Source organism: Poseidonibacter sp., assembly GCF_041821165.1.
Classification (GTDB): domain Bacteria; phylum Campylobacterota; class Campylobacteria; order Campylobacterales; family Arcobacteraceae; genus Poseidonibacter.
Window position 1 is genome coordinate 1 of the sequence record NZ_JBGUES010000040.1, and the last position, 15626, is coordinate 15626.

Here is a 15626-nt window from a genome sequence, read left to right on the forward strand (position 1 = left end):
TTTCAATTTCCAATAAACCAAATCTAAAAATAACTGACTCTTTTTTATATATTTTCACATCTTTTAAACAAATAACTGAATCTTTATTAATATAGTGAGTTGTAACATATTCATTATTACTAAGTTGCTTTAATGTTAAAGGATTACAAGCTTTAACTAATGATTGAATATTTATCATTTTAACATCTGATGTTTTTAATTTTTCTTCATAATTTATAGATTCTTTAGAAACTAAAACCTTAAGTGCAAAAGCATTTAAAGAAAATAAAGTAATTAATAAACTAAGCCTTAATATCAAAAATTTGCCCTCCATTGGCATTTGTAATTTCTTCTACTAAATCTTTATACATTTGTTGAACAGGAAGAACTAGCGATGCTAAACGTTTATTAGATTCATATAATTTTAGAAGTTCAGCTTCTAATGAATTTACCTTATCTCTATATTTATCAATATCTTCACCTTGTTGCATTTTTGAGATTAATTCTTGATTTAATTCTTGCTTTAAATTAGTAATTTCTTCAATCATATAATGTTTCTGATCATTTCTATTTAAAAGAGATTCATGTTTTGCTTGTTTAATATCTTCAATATCTAATTCAATTGAAGCTTCTAAATCAGTAATAAGTACAAACATTTTATCAACTATTTCATAAATCATTTACTTTCCTTTATTTATATCTCTACTTAGGAATTCATATAACATATTACTAATACCAAATGTTCCTGCTGAACTTTGTGAAATAGTTTGTGTATACATTCCTTTGATAATATCTGAACCAGCTCCTTTTCCTGCAACATCAGTTGAACGAAGAGAAACATCCATTATTTGATTTAAAAAAAAAGACTCAAACTCATCACTAACACGTTTTAATTCTTCATCTTTTAAATTTTCTGGATTAACTTGACTTAATTTATTATTGTTAAAAATGTCTTTGTTAACTAAATTATTGCTATTTATTTCCATTTATTCCAACCTATCAAAGAAATTTTCTTCACTTAAGATATCTTCTTTATTATTTTGTGTAAAGAATCTAATTTCTACTCGTCTATTATCAGCAGAAACTTCACTCTTTGGATGATAAGAGCCATATGCTGAAACTTTTAATAAAGAAGGTTCAATTCTATTTCTTATTAACTCTTTTACTACTGAGATTGATCTTAATGCTGATATATCCCAAGCATCTCTAGGAATAGAATCATTTTTAATTCTATTTGTATCTGTATGACCTATAATTTCAATATTAAAAGTCTTAGGCATAGTTCTTATTAATCTTGCAATTTTTGCAATAAATCTTTTTGCAGCAGGATCGCTTAAATCGTATTCGCCGTCATTAAACATAATAGAAGAAGGAATATCTAAAGTAAATTCATTTTTATCTTTTTCAATTTCAATTTCTTGATTTTCACTTTGAGAATTTGAATTCATCTCTTTAACTAATACTGAGATTTCTTCTGCAGCTTCTTCAACAGCTGTTGATTCACTTACATCTTGTTCATCAGAATTAGAACTACCATCTTTAGTTGAATAACTGTCAGATTGTGTTTCAACATCAGTTGATGCATCTATAAATCCCATTGCCTTTTTCATTACATCAAAATATTCTTCAACTTTATTTTTATCCATTACAGCCATAGAAAGTAATAAAATAAAAAATGTTAATAATAATGACATTAAGTCACCAAATTGTACAAGCCAACCTGGTAAACATTTAGGACATTCTGGACATTTATCTTTAGCCATAATTTATTACTTTTACTCCATTACTTCAGTAAGAATTGCATTTAATTGCATTTTAATATTACCAATTGACTCTTCTGCTGCAATCATTGAAGACCCTCTAATTATAACTTCACAAGCAACTACTTCTTTTTCATGTTTTTGTGCAAGTTTACTTTCTATAATACCTGCAAAAAGTGTTCCAAGTAATGCTCCGTACATTGTTGTAAGTAAAGCAACCGCCATAGCAGGTCCAACAGCAGCTGGATCTGAAAGGTTTGCAAGCATAGCAACAAGACCTACTAAAGTACCAATCATACCCATTGCACCAGCTGTTCCACCAATATTTCCAAACATAGAAATCATTACACCATGTCTTTTACCCATATGCTCTAGCTTTGTTTCAAGTAAAGGTTCTAATACTTCAGGTTTTGTTCCATCAACTAAAAGCTGAAAAGCCTCTTTAAAGAATGGATTTGTTTCTTCCATAACTTTTTGCTCAATTTGCATAACACCATGTTTTTTTATTTCAGTAGCATAAAATGTGATTTTTTCAACAAGCTCAGGTAGGCTCTCAACTTTTACTTCATTAAAAGCAACTTTTAATGCTGGTGTAAATCTTTTTAAATCAGATCCCTCAAATTGTCCTGCCGTAACAGCAATTGAACCACCAACAACAATAATTACTGAAGGAACATCAATATATGGACCAAATCCAACTCCACCTAAAATAATAGCTAGGGCAACAAGACCCCATCCTCCAACTAAACCACCTAAACTCGTTTTATCCATAAATTACAATCCTATTTGATTAAGCCTTAAAGAAGCATTACCAATTTTTCTTACTTTTAATCCAAATTTTCCTTCAACAATAACAGCTTCACCTTCACCAATTTTAACACCATTTACTAAAATCTCTAAAGGTTCATTAACCATTTGTTCTAACTCGATTATCTCACCAACATCCCATGTTAAAATATCTTTTAATAAAACTACCTTTGTTCCTAATCTAACGCTTAATTTTAATTTTATACTATATAAAAGTTCTAAATTTTTTGGCGTTTTTACAGTTGATTCTACATTATTAGAAGAAGGCAACTCATTAAAAACAGGTGCTGTTACATTATGTACTTCAGCACTAGGAGCTACACTTTCTACTCCTGTAATTGCTGAAAAAAAAGGCAACATTCTTTCATCAAAAGATAATATAATTGGTAATTTTTCATTATCTAAAGATAACATAAATTCATATAAATTCGAAACTGAATTTAACTTTGAACCTTCAACAATTGTTGCACTTTTAATTTCTGATTTTAAAGATTTTATATCATCAAAACCTTGGGCATTTACTGTTGTACTAAAACTACCACATATATTTGATACTATTTCATTTACTGCATCTGTAATTTCATCATCAATATGCTCTTTTAAATCTCCCATTCCACCCAACATAAAATACTCAAATTTTACAGCACTTATTGTTGGAATAAAAAAAAGACACGTAGAAGATATATCCTTAAAATCAAAATTGACGTTACACTCAATAAATTGAGTTGAAGAATAAGTATCAATTTGAGCTGGACTTACAGTTTCTACTATTGAACTTTTTGATAATAATTGTTCTAATGTATTAGAAAGTTCACTTTTAAATAAATTTGATAAATCAGATGACAATTATACTAACCTTTATTCTGTAAAGATTCAATTTCTTGTAATATAAAAGCCTTCATTTTCATCATATCCTCTGTTGGATATTTATATTCAGCTTCACCTCTAGTTATCTTTACAAAAAAATCTTTTGAATTTTTGTTATAACCAAATCTAACATTATCTAATATAACTTCATTTTTATCAATAACTTGTTCTTTTCCAAGAATCTTTTTGTATTGATCGTCTTGAATAACTCTATCTTGCGCATTAACTTCACTAATTTTTTCTGCTTTTTCAATATTATTTGATTTAGATTGATCAATATTTGCTATTCTACCAAGTTCCATAATGTTCTCCTTTAAATGAGGATTTTTAATTATTATAGCAGAAATAAAATAAATTTTTTAAGAAATAAAATAAATTTGTTACGGAATCTAAAGAGATTCTAAATACTCATCAAAGCCAACAAGTTTAAAATCAATCAATGAATCAATAAATGGCTCTTTTATATACTCTTTAGCACTAATTATTTTTAAATCTTGAATTAACTGAACTCCTGTTAAAAAACTTGATTCCTTATCATTTAATAAGGCTTTTATTAAAGAAATTTGAATTGAAGCATCATTATATCGACCTGATTCCAATAAAGATGCAACCATTAAATACATTGTATATTTATCTTCAAGGTTATACTCTTTTTGTAAATATTCTAATGTTTTAATACTCTCATCTGATGCATTAAAATGTAAATCTCTTAGTACTTTTGTTTTTAAATAAGAAGGTGATTTTTTTCCATCAATTTTTAAATCTGCTTTTGAAAATAAACCCAAAGCTTTTAACATATCAATATAATATTTTGTAATAATTAAAGGTCCTTCTAAAAAATTATTATTAAATTTTAAAGGTACATTATCTTGTAGTCTAGAATAATAAGATAAATCACTTTCATCTTTTTTTCTATGAACTAACCTCATAAGATAAATTAATGGATCTTTTTTGTACTCACTAAATAAAGTATGATTTTGTATATCTTCCTTTGCATCAAGTACTTTTAGATAATCTATTGCTTTAAAAAATATTGTATCTTTATAGTTTAGTGCTTCAACTTCTGTTTTATATTCAGGATTTAAAAAATACTTATATAGCTCTTTCCCAAAATAATTATATAAACCATTCTTAGATTTTATAATTGATTCCATATACTCTTTATCTTTTACTTTTGAATCTATTTTTTTTGCAGTAATTAAAGTCATAACAGCATATAGTTTATTTCCAGGATTTAATTTATAAGCTTTATTAAAATATTTATATGCATTATAAAAATCATTTATTTGTGTATAAGATAATGCTAAATTATAATAAACATACGATTTTGTATCTTTTTTTATTAATTTCTCTAACTTTATAACTCTAATAATTGGGTCTTCTTTAACAATTTCTAAAAATTTTGAGTTATATTCAACCATCTCTTCTAAGTTTTGAATATTATCTTCTGAGTTAAAGATAAATCCTTTTGAACTATCATAAATAACTTCTTGTAAATCTGAAAATATAAAAGGTGCAAAATAAAACATAAAATCTATTTTTCTATCATCTGAAAAACTTATTAATGATTCTAAGTACTGCTTAGGAGTAAATTTATTTTTATTAAAATAAATCTCTAAAGGCAATTCTAAATTTGACTTAAAAGTACTTTTTATTTCATTTAAATTATCTAAATTTTCAAATAGTTGTTCTAAATTATTTGATTTCAGATCAGAGTAAATCATAAACCATGTAATATGTTCAAGTGTTTTAGAATTTACAGCAACTTCTTTTGCTTTTTTTAAATAAATATCTGCTTTTATATGATTATTTAATTTTAGATATATTAATGCTTTTTTCAAATCCATTGCATAATCCATTGAATCTAATACAGTTAATGCTTCTTCGTATTTTTTTAATATAATATAGGTATCAGCTAGCATCCTTTTTGAATGCTCTGATAAATTTTTAAATTTTCTTGATACTTTAATTATAGTTTCTAAGTATTTTTCATCTTTAGATATTTCATATAAATAATAACACGCAGACATATATGAAAAAGTATTACTCTGAACATTTGATTTATTTTCATATATTTTATTTAAATAAATAACAGCTTTATCAATAGAATTTAACTTATAATAAGCAATACCCATATTTAAAAAAGATGGGATTTCAATAATTGATACAGTTTTTTCAAATATTTTTATTGATTCTTTATACTCTTTTTTACTTAATAAAAGAACAGCCTTATTAAATTCAACTTGCAATGCTAAATTTTTTTGAGACTTTACAAGTTTCTCAAAATTAAAAATAATTTCTGGTTGAGATTCCAATAAATTATTATTTGCTTTTAATGTAGTAAGAATCAAAGAGGTTACTAAAAGAGATTTAAATATCTTAATTATCTTCAATATTAATCCTAAACCATTGTATTAACTTGAGCATATAGCTCTTCGTTTCTTTTTTCAAGCTCTTCTATTCTATGTTTATAATTCATATTTTCTAATCTTAGTTCTTGAAGATCATCTCTTGCAACCTGAAGATTATCATGACTATTAGATAATGTATTTGCACTAACTTTTACTTGTTTTTCATATCTTTGAATAATTGTCTTTAATTTTGCAACTTCATCTTCAGATAAATTTTTCTCTTCATTAACTTTTTTATATAAAGATTTATATACATTAGCACTTGAAAAAAAGTATAATAATAATACACCTGCAATAACGAGTAAAAAAAAATTTTCCAAAACTTTCCTATATAATTTTAAATAAAAAAGTAAGTATAAAAACTTACTTTTTTTATTAGTTTATCTTTTTAAATTGATTAAAGTATTTAATAATGTATCAGCAGTTGTAATTGATTTCGCATTTGCTTCAAAAGCTCTTTGAAATACCATTAAATTTACAAGACTCTCTGATAAATCTGCTGTACTTAACTCTAAACTTTTAGATTGTACTTCTGCTGTTTTATCATTATTAAGATTATAAATTGGCTCACCACTTGTTGTTGTTTTTGATAATAGGTTATTTCCCGCTGGTTCTAATCCTCTATTACTATTAAATAAAGCAATTGATGCTTGTCCAATAGCATAAGAAATACCATCTTGTTTCATAGTAATTAAACCTGTAGAATCAATAGAAAATTCTCCAAAAGCAGAATCCGTAAGACCTAAAGTATCAAGTTTTAATTGTAACGAACCTTGTGATGCTGTTTGATCAACTCTATTTACAATTTCAAGAAACTCTGCACCTGCACCTTCTCTTCCTGAATAATTAGCATTCGTATCTAATGGAATTGGAGTAGCCGTTCCTGCATCTTTTTTGAAATCACCTGAAAACTCTACATCAAAATTATCATTAGTTGTTTGAATTACTAAATTTCCATTTATATTTTTCGCTTCAACATAATCAGATAATTTAGGACTTGAATTTGCTGCTTGTGTATTAAAAGCTGTTACAAACTCATCTACAGTTGTAATATTAGCATATGTTACAGGTACAGTTGCAAGAGCTGCTCCTCTTATATCAATTGGTGTTAAAGTTACTGGATTTCCAGCACTTGGAACTTCAATTGTTTGTTTAGTCTCTTTATCATAGATTGTTACACCATAAGTAAATTGATTTGGAAGTCCTATATCAGAAGGAGTATATACATCTTGTTGTTTACCAGATACTAACTGAGCTAAGGCATCTCTTGAAGACTCTAATGCTCCAAGTCCCATTCCTGCTCTTGATGGTGTCCCTGTTATTGTATTACCTTGAATTATTTTTCCAGCTGATTCTTCAACTACTTCTGTTACTGTAAACTCTTGTCCTGGTATTAATGATTTTATCTCAATTATACCTTTTAGCATACTTGCATAATCTGTTGATAATGCAAAGGTATCACTTAATTCTAATACATCTTCAGTTGTTCCAGTTTCAGATACCATATATCCTTTTAAACCTGTAATTTCAGATATTTTATCTGCTAGGCCTTTATATGTCTCTATTTGACTTGCAATTTTATTAAAAACAATTATATCATCAGATGTTGGAGCTGTTGATGCTGTTGCTGTTAGTGTAAATGGATTTGTAAGAGTTGCATTTGCTGCTTCTAATGCTGCATAATTTGATGCTTCAGCAGTTACTGATACATAATTCTGTGATATCTTTTGTCCATTTATTAAAACTGATATTTGATCTCCATCTTTTGAGATTAAAGATTCTGTTCCTGTTTTAAAGTTTATTTGAGAAGCTTGTGCTGTTGATGTTGCAGATCCTCCATTTGGATTATCTTTTAATTTTTGTAGCCACGATGCATAATCTGCATTCGCTGCTTCAATATCTGCAACTTTTGCTCCTGCTGTTTTTGCTCCTGCTCCTGAAAATATTGTAGGAGAATCACTTCTTGCAGTTGATTTATAATCTGTTGCTTTTGCTGTTATTGTTTCTACATAAGTAGAATATTTTATGATTTTTGAAGATAATGGCAAGTTATAATCATTTGTAAACGTATTTACATTTGGATTTGTACTTAAAACATCACTATCTGGATCAATATTTACCATCATCCAGCCTTGAACTTCATTTCCTGCTGAATCTTGTAATGTTCCATTATCTCCCATTCTAAAGTTTCCGGCTCTTGTATAAAAGTTTTCTGTTATTCCACTTGGACTAGTATTTGCTACAGTAAAGAATCCATCTCCTGCTAATGCCATATCATATGACACTCCTGTAGGTTTTATTGTTCCTTGTGTATATAATTTCTCTGCATCTAGTATCTTAGAACCTTTTCCGATTCTATCTTGATATACTTGATCTGCAAATGATATTCTTGATGATTTATATCCAATTGTATTTACATTGGCTATATTGTTTGACTCATTATCTAAAGCTTTTTGTTGTGACGATAATCCTGAGATTCCTGTCCATAGTGCGCCTATCATAATTTATCCTTAATTTTAGAATGATGAACTTTTGTTCATATATTAATATTCAAAAGAATACTAATATATAAACAAACGATTACTTTCTTAACGCAATAGCTGTTTTTAATAACTCATCAGATGTAGTTATTGATTTTGAATTTGCTTCAAATGCTTTTTGATAAATCATCAAATTTGTTAAACTATCTCTTACATTTGAGTTACTTGCTTCTAATGTTTTACTATGAAGAACATTAACATCTCTTGCATTAATTGGATCACCAGATGCTGCATTTGCACCAAAATTATTATTTCCTAAAGGATCCAACTCATCTTCTGCTGAAAAATATGCAGTTTCAACTTTTCCAACTAAAAATTTATTATCACCATCTCTTAAAAAAACAAATCCTTCTTCTATACTAACAATACCGAAAGTATTTTCTGTTAATGTTAAATTACGTAATTGTAATTGAATTTCATTTAAATTTAAATCATCTTGATTAACAAGTGAAATCTTATTTGATATACTCATAAATTTAGCATCTGCTAATTCTAATGCTTCTTTTAATGCATCTCGTGAATTAGTAACCATTAATTCACCAGATCCTTTATTTGCATTTTGAATATTATTTATAATTACACCTTTATCATTAATAGAACTATCGAAAATTTTAGTTGATTCACCAGGAACTAAAGATGTAACTGTAACAATCCCAGTATTTGTATCAACTGAAGATGTCAGACCTTTAATATTAGATAATTTATCAGAAAATTTTTTTAAAGTAGTCTCTTTATCCGTATCAAAATATTGTTTTATTTCAGTATTATTAATAGTAACTTTTATAAAGTCATTTTCCGTTAATAAATTATCAACTTCATTAGAATAATTAATTGCCGTAATTTGATTTGAAGATACAGCACTTACAACATTTGGATTTTTTGAATACTCATTTAGTTTAGAATTATAATCTAACATTAATGCATCAATATCATTAATCTTTGCAGATTTACTCTTATACCCATCGCCACTAATTCCACCATCAGTAGCACTTTTTGTGTAGTCACTTGTTTTTGAATTTATTGTTTCTACATAAGTTAAGTTATTAATAGTTGCAGAAGCAATAAACTTATCATGAACATTAGTAAACTGAGTTAAAGTAGGATCTGAGCTAATTACTGTATTTAATTGAGGTGTTAAACCTAAAACTTTTGAAGAATCTTGAGTTTGTAGCGTTCCATCATTACCTAATTGAAAATTTCCTGATCTTGTATATAAATTAACTTGAGTATCAGGGTCTTTAATTATAAAATATCCCTTACCTTCAATAGCAACATCAAAAGCACTTGTAGTTGGCTGTAATTGTCCTTGTGTGTAATTTTTACTTACAGCTTCTACTGCGGTACCTTTTCCAAAGCCATTTTTATACATCATATCTTCAAATCTTATTTGATCAGATTTATGTCCAGTAGTATTAACATTACTTGTATTGTTTGATTCTACATTTAGTGCTTTTTCAAAAGTGTTTAAGCCACTAATTCCATTCCATAATGAACTTACCATAATTCAATCTTAAAATATTTTTGTAATTTGAGCAAAAGGAATAGTACTTAATTCATTAGAATAAACAAAGTTCTGAGAATTACCTAACTCATATTTATGATCTGTGATTTTATTATTTTCACTATCAAAAACTTCTAATTTTCCATCTTTTATAACAGGTTGTCCAGGAGAGTTTAATGATAGTCTTTCTCCAGTTGGTTCACCATTTTCATCTAGAATAGTCCCATCATAGGCATAATGAACTTCACTATAAGTATCATCTTCATTTTTAATAGCTATTGATTCATGAATATACAATAATTCATTTGCTTTAACTTGTACAACACCATCAACAGTTTCAACAGAACTAACTTTATATGCTTTATTTATTCCTGCATCATTAATATTACCGTCTTCAACATTTCTTCCAATAATTGCAGATGCATTTGATAATGCAGTTTGAGAAAATGATGTTTGTAAAGATTTCATTGCATTAATTGTTTCTAAATTTGTATTAATAGTTGACATTTGCATTTGTGTTGATAACATTTGCTTAGAATCAACAGGTTTTGTAGGATCTTGTAATTTTAATTCTTGTAACATTAATTGTAAAAAATCATCATTCGTTAATTCATCATTACTAATTGAATTTGTATAAGAATTCCCACTAAAATCTACTCCACTATCAACATTTATATTATTTGTTGCCATATTAATCTCCTATATCAAATTTTCTTCAAAGAAGTATCTAACTACATTATCTGAATCCATTGCATCTTGAACTCTAACTGCTAACTTATCATCAATTACGATAATATCACCTCTTCCAATAATTCTACTATTAACATAAATATCACCACCTGAACCAGCGATTTTATTTAATGAAACAATATCTCCATCATCAAGTTTTAAAAACTCTCCAATTGTAATATCAGCATTACCAAGCATTACATCAACAATAATCTCAGTATCAACAAGTATGTCATAATCTCGTTCTGTAATTTCCATATTTATACTTTTTAATTTTATTTTTTATTATAACATAAAGTTTAAAATTTAAAGCACCGTATCTAAACTTTCAAGCATAGAAGCAACTTTAGACTCTATATTACCATCAAAGTTTCCTAAATCACTTGCAATTACAACTCCACCTCTTGCAACATTAGGATCTTGATGTAATTCAATAAATGATTCAAGATTTAATTCATTTTTTAATACCTCATAATCCTTAGGATTTAAATGTATTTGAATTCTAGAAGCTGTTTTGATTTTTGATAATAAATGAGAAATTGTCTGTTTAGCAATTTTTGCTGAGTTCTCACCTACTTCAATACTTATAATTTTTTGTGCAATAGATATTGAAGTTTTCAGTATCTTTGATTCCATTTGAAATGTAGCTTGTTCAAAAAAAGCTGCATAATGTTTAAGGTCTTTAATTGACTGAACAACTTGAGCATCGATATCTCTACCTTTAACTCCATCATTTTCAATACTATCAACTTTCTGTGCAATTTGACTTAATTGCGCCGACAAATTTCTTACTTCAACTAATAAAGGATCAACTTTTCCATTTAATTCTCTATCATCTAGAATTTGATTACTCATTGTTGGAGCTTGATCAATAGAATTATTAATAAAAGTTCCTAATTGATAATTTTGAACAGAATCACTTTTATTTAAAATTTTTGCATTAGTATATACATTATTAGGCATTATTCATCCACTTCTCTATCGATTACACCGTCTTCAATCATTTTTTGTGCTACTTCTAGCATTTTTCTTTGAGCGGCTTCAATATCTTTAATTTTTACTTTATTTAGCATTTCAAACTCTTCAATAAATCTATCTCTAGCTCTTTGAGACATGGCACCAGTAATTTTAGCCATATCATCTTCAGGAGCATTTTTCATAGCAATAGCAACTTCACCAGCATCTACATTTTGTAAAATTTTCATTATATATTCTGAGTCTAAATTTAATAAATCTTCAAATACAAACATATTTTCTTTAATTTGTGTTGCTAAAGTAGTATCGATTCCATTAATATTTTTTAATATATCTTGAGATTTTGGCCCAAGTCTATTTAACATATCAGCAACAACTTTTACACCACCAACATCAACAATAGATGATAATAAAGATTCCAATTTCTTTTCTAATACAACAGAAATTGTTCTAACAACATCAGGAGACACATCTTTTATTGTTGCCATTTGCATAGTAACTTTAACCCTAATTTCTTCATCTAATTGCATTAATACATCAGCTGCTTTATTTGGTTCCATATGAGATAGAATTACTGCAATTGTATGAGGAGATTCATCTCTAATAAAATCTGATAACTGTTTTGGATTAATGCCATCTAAATAAGTAAAAGATTGTGCTGCTAATTTTAATCTTGAAAGTTTTGCTAATACAGCATCTGCTTCACTTTTTCCTAATGATTTATATAAAATATCTTTTGCAAAATCATAACCACCTGAGGTAATAAAACTTTTTGTTCTAACATATAAGTTAAATTCTTCTAAGATTGCTAAAGATTCTTCTTTATTAATAGAACTTATTTGTGTAATTGCTGTTGAAATTTCTTCTACAAGGTTATTTGGTAAATATTGGAATATTTTTACTGTTGATTCTTCACCAATAAGGACAAAAAAACGAGCAATTTTATCCATCATTGACATACCTTTTAACAGCTCATGTAAGTTTTCTTTTTCTGCCATCTTTTTATACCTTATTTAAAGCTTTGATTACCCTCTGAAAGTAATAGTTCAATCATTTTTGCAATCTCTAAAGGATTATCATTTATCTGCTTATCTAATTCTTCAATAAATACTGCATATTTAGCAGCTGATTCTTCATCTAAACCATCAATATTATTTAACATTTGACTTTTAATTTTAGACTTAAGCCTTCCATAAGCACTATCTGCATCAAACTCATTTTCATAATCATTTTCAAAAAGACCTTCTGCATCAATAGGAGTTCCATCAGGATTTGTTTTTTCTCCTAAAATAACAACTTCATGATTTACAATAAACTTTTTATAGAAAATAAACAGAAGTATTACTGCAATTAAATATTGAAAATATTCACTAAAGTCTTTCATAATAGATTTTGCAAAAGTAAAGCTATCAATGCTACTATTATTTTGAATTATATTTCCATTAGCATCAACTTCTTGATTTTGTTCATTAAAATTTTTCAATCCAATGAATTTGAAATCTTTTACAGTGACTTTATCACCTCTTACCTTACTATAACTAATAGTGTCTTGAACAATGGCTTCAATTGATTTTAAGAATTCTTCTTTATTCTCAACATCTTTTAAAATTGATGAATCAAAAGTAACAGCAGCTGTAATTCTATTTATTCTTGAATAATTATTATCTTTTTGCTTAATTATCTTTTTAGATATTTCATAGTTAGTAACAGTGTTATTTCCTTCACTATTAGAATTAATACCAGCATTAGCATTTTCATTACCAGGTTCTTGAATATTATTATCAACTCCTGCAACTCCTGCATTATTTGCTCCACCACCTTTTGAACTTGAAATATTTTCAATTACATGCTGAGATCGAATAGTTCCTTCGGGATCATATATTTCTTCTTCAATATTTTTTTTAACAAAATCTAAAGAAACACTAACTCTTGCAATAATTCTTCCAACTCCAACAAAAGGTTCTAATAAAGCAATAATCTTTTTTTGATAATCTTTTTCAAGTTTATCTTTATATTTATTTTGAAGAACTGATTTTTGATTATCCGCATCATCAGATGTTTTTTCTAATAAAGAACCATCTTGATCAATTAATTGAATATTTTCTTGTTTTAAATTTGGAACAGCAGATGCAATAAAATTTTTAATACCTGCAATTTGTTTTTGAGTTAAAAAAACACCTTCTCTTAATGATAACATTGCAGATGCTTTAGTTTCTGTTTTTCTTTCAGTAAAAATTGTATCTTTTGGAATTGCAATCTTTACACTTGCTCTCAATACTCCAGATAATGACTCTAAAGATCTTGATAATTCACCTTCTAATGCTCTTAAATATTTAACTTTATTCTCAAAATTTGTAGTACCTAATGATGATTTTTCGAAAATTTCCCAACCAACATGTTTAGATGTAGAAGCTTCACTTGTAACTAATTTAATCTTTGCAATATTAATAAACTCTTTTGATGTTTTTAAAGTAAGATTATTACCTGAACCTATAACAGAAAATTGAATTCCAGCATTTTGAAGTTCATCACTTGCAAGCATTACTTGTGATTTAGTTAAATTTGAGGCTATTGTATAATTTAATTTTTTATCTTCAGCTTTTATATTTGAATAAATAAGTAAACCAATCAATAATACAAATAACAAAGAGAATCCACCAATGATTACTGCTCTTTGTGCTGAATTAAGATTATTTACAAATTTTAAAAGTTGATCCATATAATAATTATCCTATTAATTTTTAGCAGATGAATCAATAATTGATTTAAAAAATAATGAATCTTTTTTAATTGAAGATTGAATAGCATCAAATATCATTTTATTTTTTGACATTTCACCCATTTGAGTATCTAAATTAACATTATTTCCATCATTTTGTTCTTCTAAACCTTTTATTTCAACAACTTTTGTTTTAGAATAATCATTCCCTGTATTAGCCATAGAAAGATGTCCTAAATTAGTTTTATTCATTTCAAGCATAGTGTTTTTAGATTTATTTAATTCATTTTCAAATACTAGTTCTTTTGTTTTATAGTTTGGTGTATTAATATTTGAAATATTACTAGATATCACTTTTTGACGTTCACCTCTATAATTAAGGTTATTAAAAAGAGTTGCTGTTACTTCACTTGCATTCATTATCTAGTATTATTCCCAATTTTGTCAATTATTTTTCCATTTAACTCATCAATTGAAGTCATAGCTTTTTGAGATTGTTCAAATCTTCTATGCGCATCAATTAAATGAACCATAGTTGTTACTGAATTTACATTTGATTTTTCAAGAGCCCCTGAAATAATTAATCCATTATTATTATCAAAAGGTGCAACTTCATCTTCATTTTTAGCTTTATAATTATTATCACCAATTTTTTGTAAATTTGAATAATCAATTTGAACAACACCCAATTGTGTAGAAACATCAGTATCAGTCACAATTGGTTCATTATCATTATTTAGTACAGGATTTCCATTTGAATCAACAAGTAGATTATCCATTGTTTTAAATGCCCCATCTCTTGTATAAACAATATCACCATTCTTATTTTGTACTTTAAAAAAAGTATCTGGTTGCTCTAGTGCAAAGTCTAATGTATTTCCAGTTGAAACAACAGCTCCAACTTCACCATGAATGAACTTTGAATCAATCTTTGGTATATTATTTGTAATTGTATTGATTTTTGAAGGTGTAAAACCTTCATCTTTTGCCCTATCTAGATAGTGATTAAATGTTGTTTCAGTTAAACCTTCTTGCTTAAATCCATGAGTATTAACATTTGCTAAGTTATTACTAATTTGATCTAATCTATTTAATTGATTTACCATTGATGCAGCAAGTGGGTACATACCTTGATTCATAAAATATCCTTACTTTGCAAATTCTGCAATTAGTTTATCTAAATCATCACCAATTAAATCATCATTATCATCACCATGAATATGCTTAGCTACTACAATTTCAGTAGTAGCTGCATCATCTTCAAATAAATTATTTAGATATGATGATAATCTTCGTATAACAGACATTACTCTTTCAATTTTTTGTCTATTAATATCA

General features: G+C 27.0%; 18 protein-coding genes and 1 pseudogene. All 19 read right to left on the reverse strand.

Features of this window, described 5'->3' with window-relative positions; genetic code table 11:
* On the reverse strand, positions 1 to 298 hold a 298-nt coding region (locus ACERKK_RS05075; protein ID WP_373771997.1), incomplete at its 3' end, for a hypothetical protein.
* Entirely contained in the window at positions 282 to 659 is a 378-nt protein-coding gene (locus ACERKK_RS05080) for a hypothetical protein (RefSeq protein ID WP_373771998.1), read from the reverse strand. The genes ACERKK_RS05080 and ACERKK_RS05075, both read right to left, overlap by 17 nt.
* The gene (locus tag ACERKK_RS05085) at positions 660 to 965 is read right to left on the reverse strand and encodes a hypothetical protein (protein ID WP_373771999.1); all 306 of its coding nucleotides are present in this window, start codon (positions 963 to 965) and stop codon (positions 660 to 662) included.
* Entirely contained in the window at positions 966 to 1742 is a 777-nt protein-coding gene (locus ACERKK_RS05090) for a flagellar motor protein MotB (protein WP_373772000.1), read from the reverse strand.
* Positions 1743 to 1754: 12 nt separating this feature from the next.
* A complete protein-coding gene (locus ACERKK_RS05095; RefSeq protein ID WP_373772001.1) occupies positions 1755 to 2510 on the reverse strand; it encodes a motility protein A in 756 nt (251 codons plus the stop codon).
* A 3-nt stretch (positions 2511 to 2513) separates the two neighbouring features.
* On the reverse strand, positions 2514 to 3392 hold the full coding sequence (locus ACERKK_RS05100; protein WP_373772002.1) for a FliM/FliN family flagellar motor switch protein: 879 nt from the start codon (positions 3390 to 3392) through the stop codon (positions 2514 to 2516).
* Between the two features lie 5 nt (positions 3393 to 3397).
* The gene (locus ACERKK_RS05105; protein ID WP_373772003.1) at positions 3398 to 3715 is read right to left on the reverse strand and encodes a flagellin; all 318 of its coding nucleotides are present in this window, start codon (positions 3713 to 3715) and stop codon (positions 3398 to 3400) included.
* A gap of 87 nt (positions 3716 to 3802) precedes the next feature.
* Positions 3803 to 5806 (reverse strand): tetratricopeptide repeat protein, encoded by a 2004-nt coding sequence (locus ACERKK_RS05110; RefSeq protein ID WP_373772004.1) that lies wholly within the window; start codon positions 5804 to 5806, stop codon positions 3803 to 3805.
* A gap of 8 nt (positions 5807 to 5814) precedes the next feature.
* Positions 5815 to 6144, reverse strand: coding sequence for a hypothetical protein (locus ACERKK_RS05115; protein ID WP_373772005.1), 330 nt, complete (start codon positions 6142 to 6144; stop codon positions 5815 to 5817).
* A 60-nt stretch (positions 6145 to 6204) separates the two neighbouring features.
* Positions 6205 to 8325: a flagellar hook-basal body complex protein gene (locus ACERKK_RS05120; RefSeq protein ID WP_373772006.1), complete on the reverse strand. Its 2121-nt coding sequence runs from the start codon at positions 8323 to 8325 to the stop codon at positions 6205 to 6207.
* A gap of 79 nt (positions 8326 to 8404) precedes the next feature.
* Positions 8405 to 9865, reverse strand: coding sequence for a flagellar hook-basal body complex protein (locus ACERKK_RS05125; protein WP_373772007.1), 1461 nt, complete (start codon positions 9863 to 9865; stop codon positions 8405 to 8407).
* Positions 9866 to 9874: 9 nt separating this feature from the next.
* Positions 9875 to 10555 (reverse strand): flagellar hook assembly protein FlgD, encoded by a 681-nt coding sequence (locus ACERKK_RS05130; RefSeq protein ID WP_373772008.1) that lies wholly within the window; start codon positions 10553 to 10555, stop codon positions 9875 to 9877.
* 9 nt (positions 10556 to 10564) lie between these two features.
* Positions 10565 to 10852 (reverse strand): FliM/FliN family flagellar motor switch protein, encoded by a 288-nt coding sequence (locus tag ACERKK_RS05135; RefSeq protein ID WP_373772009.1) that lies wholly within the window; start codon positions 10850 to 10852, stop codon positions 10565 to 10567.
* A gap of 48 nt (positions 10853 to 10900) precedes the next feature.
* Entirely contained in the window at positions 10901 to 11557 is a 657-nt protein-coding gene (locus ACERKK_RS05140) for a FliH/SctL family protein (protein ID WP_373772010.1), read from the reverse strand.
* A complete protein-coding gene (fliG, locus tag ACERKK_RS05145; RefSeq protein ID WP_373772011.1) occupies positions 11557 to 12567 on the reverse strand; it encodes a flagellar motor switch protein FliG in 1011 nt (336 codons plus the stop codon). Before fliG ends, ACERKK_RS05140 begins: the two co-directional genes overlap by 1 nt.
* 11 nt (positions 12568 to 12578) lie before the next feature.
* Complete coding sequence (gene fliF / locus ACERKK_RS05150) at positions 12579 to 14288, reverse strand: flagellar basal-body MS-ring/collar protein FliF (protein WP_373772012.1); 1710 nt, start codon at positions 14286 to 14288, stop codon at positions 12579 to 12581.
* 15 nt (positions 14289 to 14303) lie between these two features.
* Positions 14304 to 14708 (reverse strand): flagellar basal body rod protein FlgB, encoded by a 405-nt coding sequence (gene flgB / locus ACERKK_RS05155; protein ID WP_373772013.1) that lies wholly within the window; start codon positions 14706 to 14708, stop codon positions 14304 to 14306.
* Entirely contained in the window at positions 14708 to 15427 is a 720-nt protein-coding gene (locus tag ACERKK_RS05160; RefSeq protein WP_373772014.1) for a flagellar hook-basal body protein, read from the reverse strand. The genes flgB and ACERKK_RS05160 overlap by 1 nt, the downstream gene beginning before the upstream one ends.
* Positions 15428 to 15436: 9 nt before the next feature.
* A pseudogene (locus ACERKK_RS05165) lies at positions 15437 to 15626 on the reverse strand (chemotaxis protein); the annotation flags it as partial.

Excerpts from the sequence above, each read along its gene's own strand:
- ACERKK_RS05080 (WP_373771998.1), bottom strand. The coding sequence starts at position 659 with ATGATTTATGAAATAGTTGATAAAATGTTTGTACTTATTACTGATTTA.
- ACERKK_RS05085 (WP_373771999.1), bottom strand. The coding sequence starts at position 965 with ATGGAAATAAATAGCAATAATTTAGTTAACAAAGACATTTTTAACAAT.
- ACERKK_RS05090 (WP_373772000.1), bottom strand. The coding sequence starts at position 1,742 with ATGGCTAAAGATAAATGTCCAGAATGTCCTAAATGTTTACCAGGTTGG.
- ACERKK_RS05095 (WP_373772001.1), bottom strand. The coding sequence starts at position 2,510 with ATGGATAAAACGAGTTTAGGTGGTTTAGTTGGAGGATGGGGTCTTGTT.
- ACERKK_RS05105 (WP_373772003.1), bottom strand. The coding sequence starts at position 3,715 with ATGGAACTTGGTAGAATAGCAAATATTGATCAATCTAAATCAAATAAT.
- ACERKK_RS05120 (WP_373772006.1), bottom strand. The coding sequence starts at position 8,325 with ATGATAGGCGCACTATGGACAGGAATCTCAGGATTATCGTCACAACAA.
- ACERKK_RS05125 (WP_373772007.1), bottom strand. The coding sequence starts at position 9,865 with ATGGTAAGTTCATTATGGAATGGAATTAGTGGCTTAAACACTTTTGAA.
- ACERKK_RS05130 (WP_373772008.1), bottom strand. The coding sequence starts at position 10,555 with ATGGCAACAAATAATATAAATGTTGATAGTGGAGTAGATTTTAGTGGG.
- ACERKK_RS05135 (WP_373772009.1), bottom strand. The coding sequence starts at position 10,852 with ATGGAAATTACAGAACGAGATTATGACATACTTGTTGATACTGAGATT.
- ACERKK_RS05140 (WP_373772010.1), bottom strand. The coding sequence starts at position 11,557 with ATGCCTAATAATGTATATACTAATGCAAAAATTTTAAATAAAAGTGAT.
- fliG (WP_373772011.1), bottom strand. The coding sequence starts at position 12,567 with ATGGCAGAAAAAGAAAACTTACATGAGCTGTTAAAAGGTATGTCAATG.
- fliF (WP_373772012.1), bottom strand. The coding sequence starts at position 14,288 with ATGGATCAACTTTTAAAATTTGTAAATAATCTTAATTCAGCACAAAGA.
- flgB (WP_373772013.1), bottom strand. The coding sequence starts at position 14,708 with ATGAATGCAAGTGAAGTAACAGCAACTCTTTTTAATAACCTTAATTAT.
- ACERKK_RS05160 (WP_373772014.1), bottom strand. The coding sequence starts at position 15,427 with ATGAATCAAGGTATGTACCCACTTGCTGCATCAATGGTAAATCAATTA.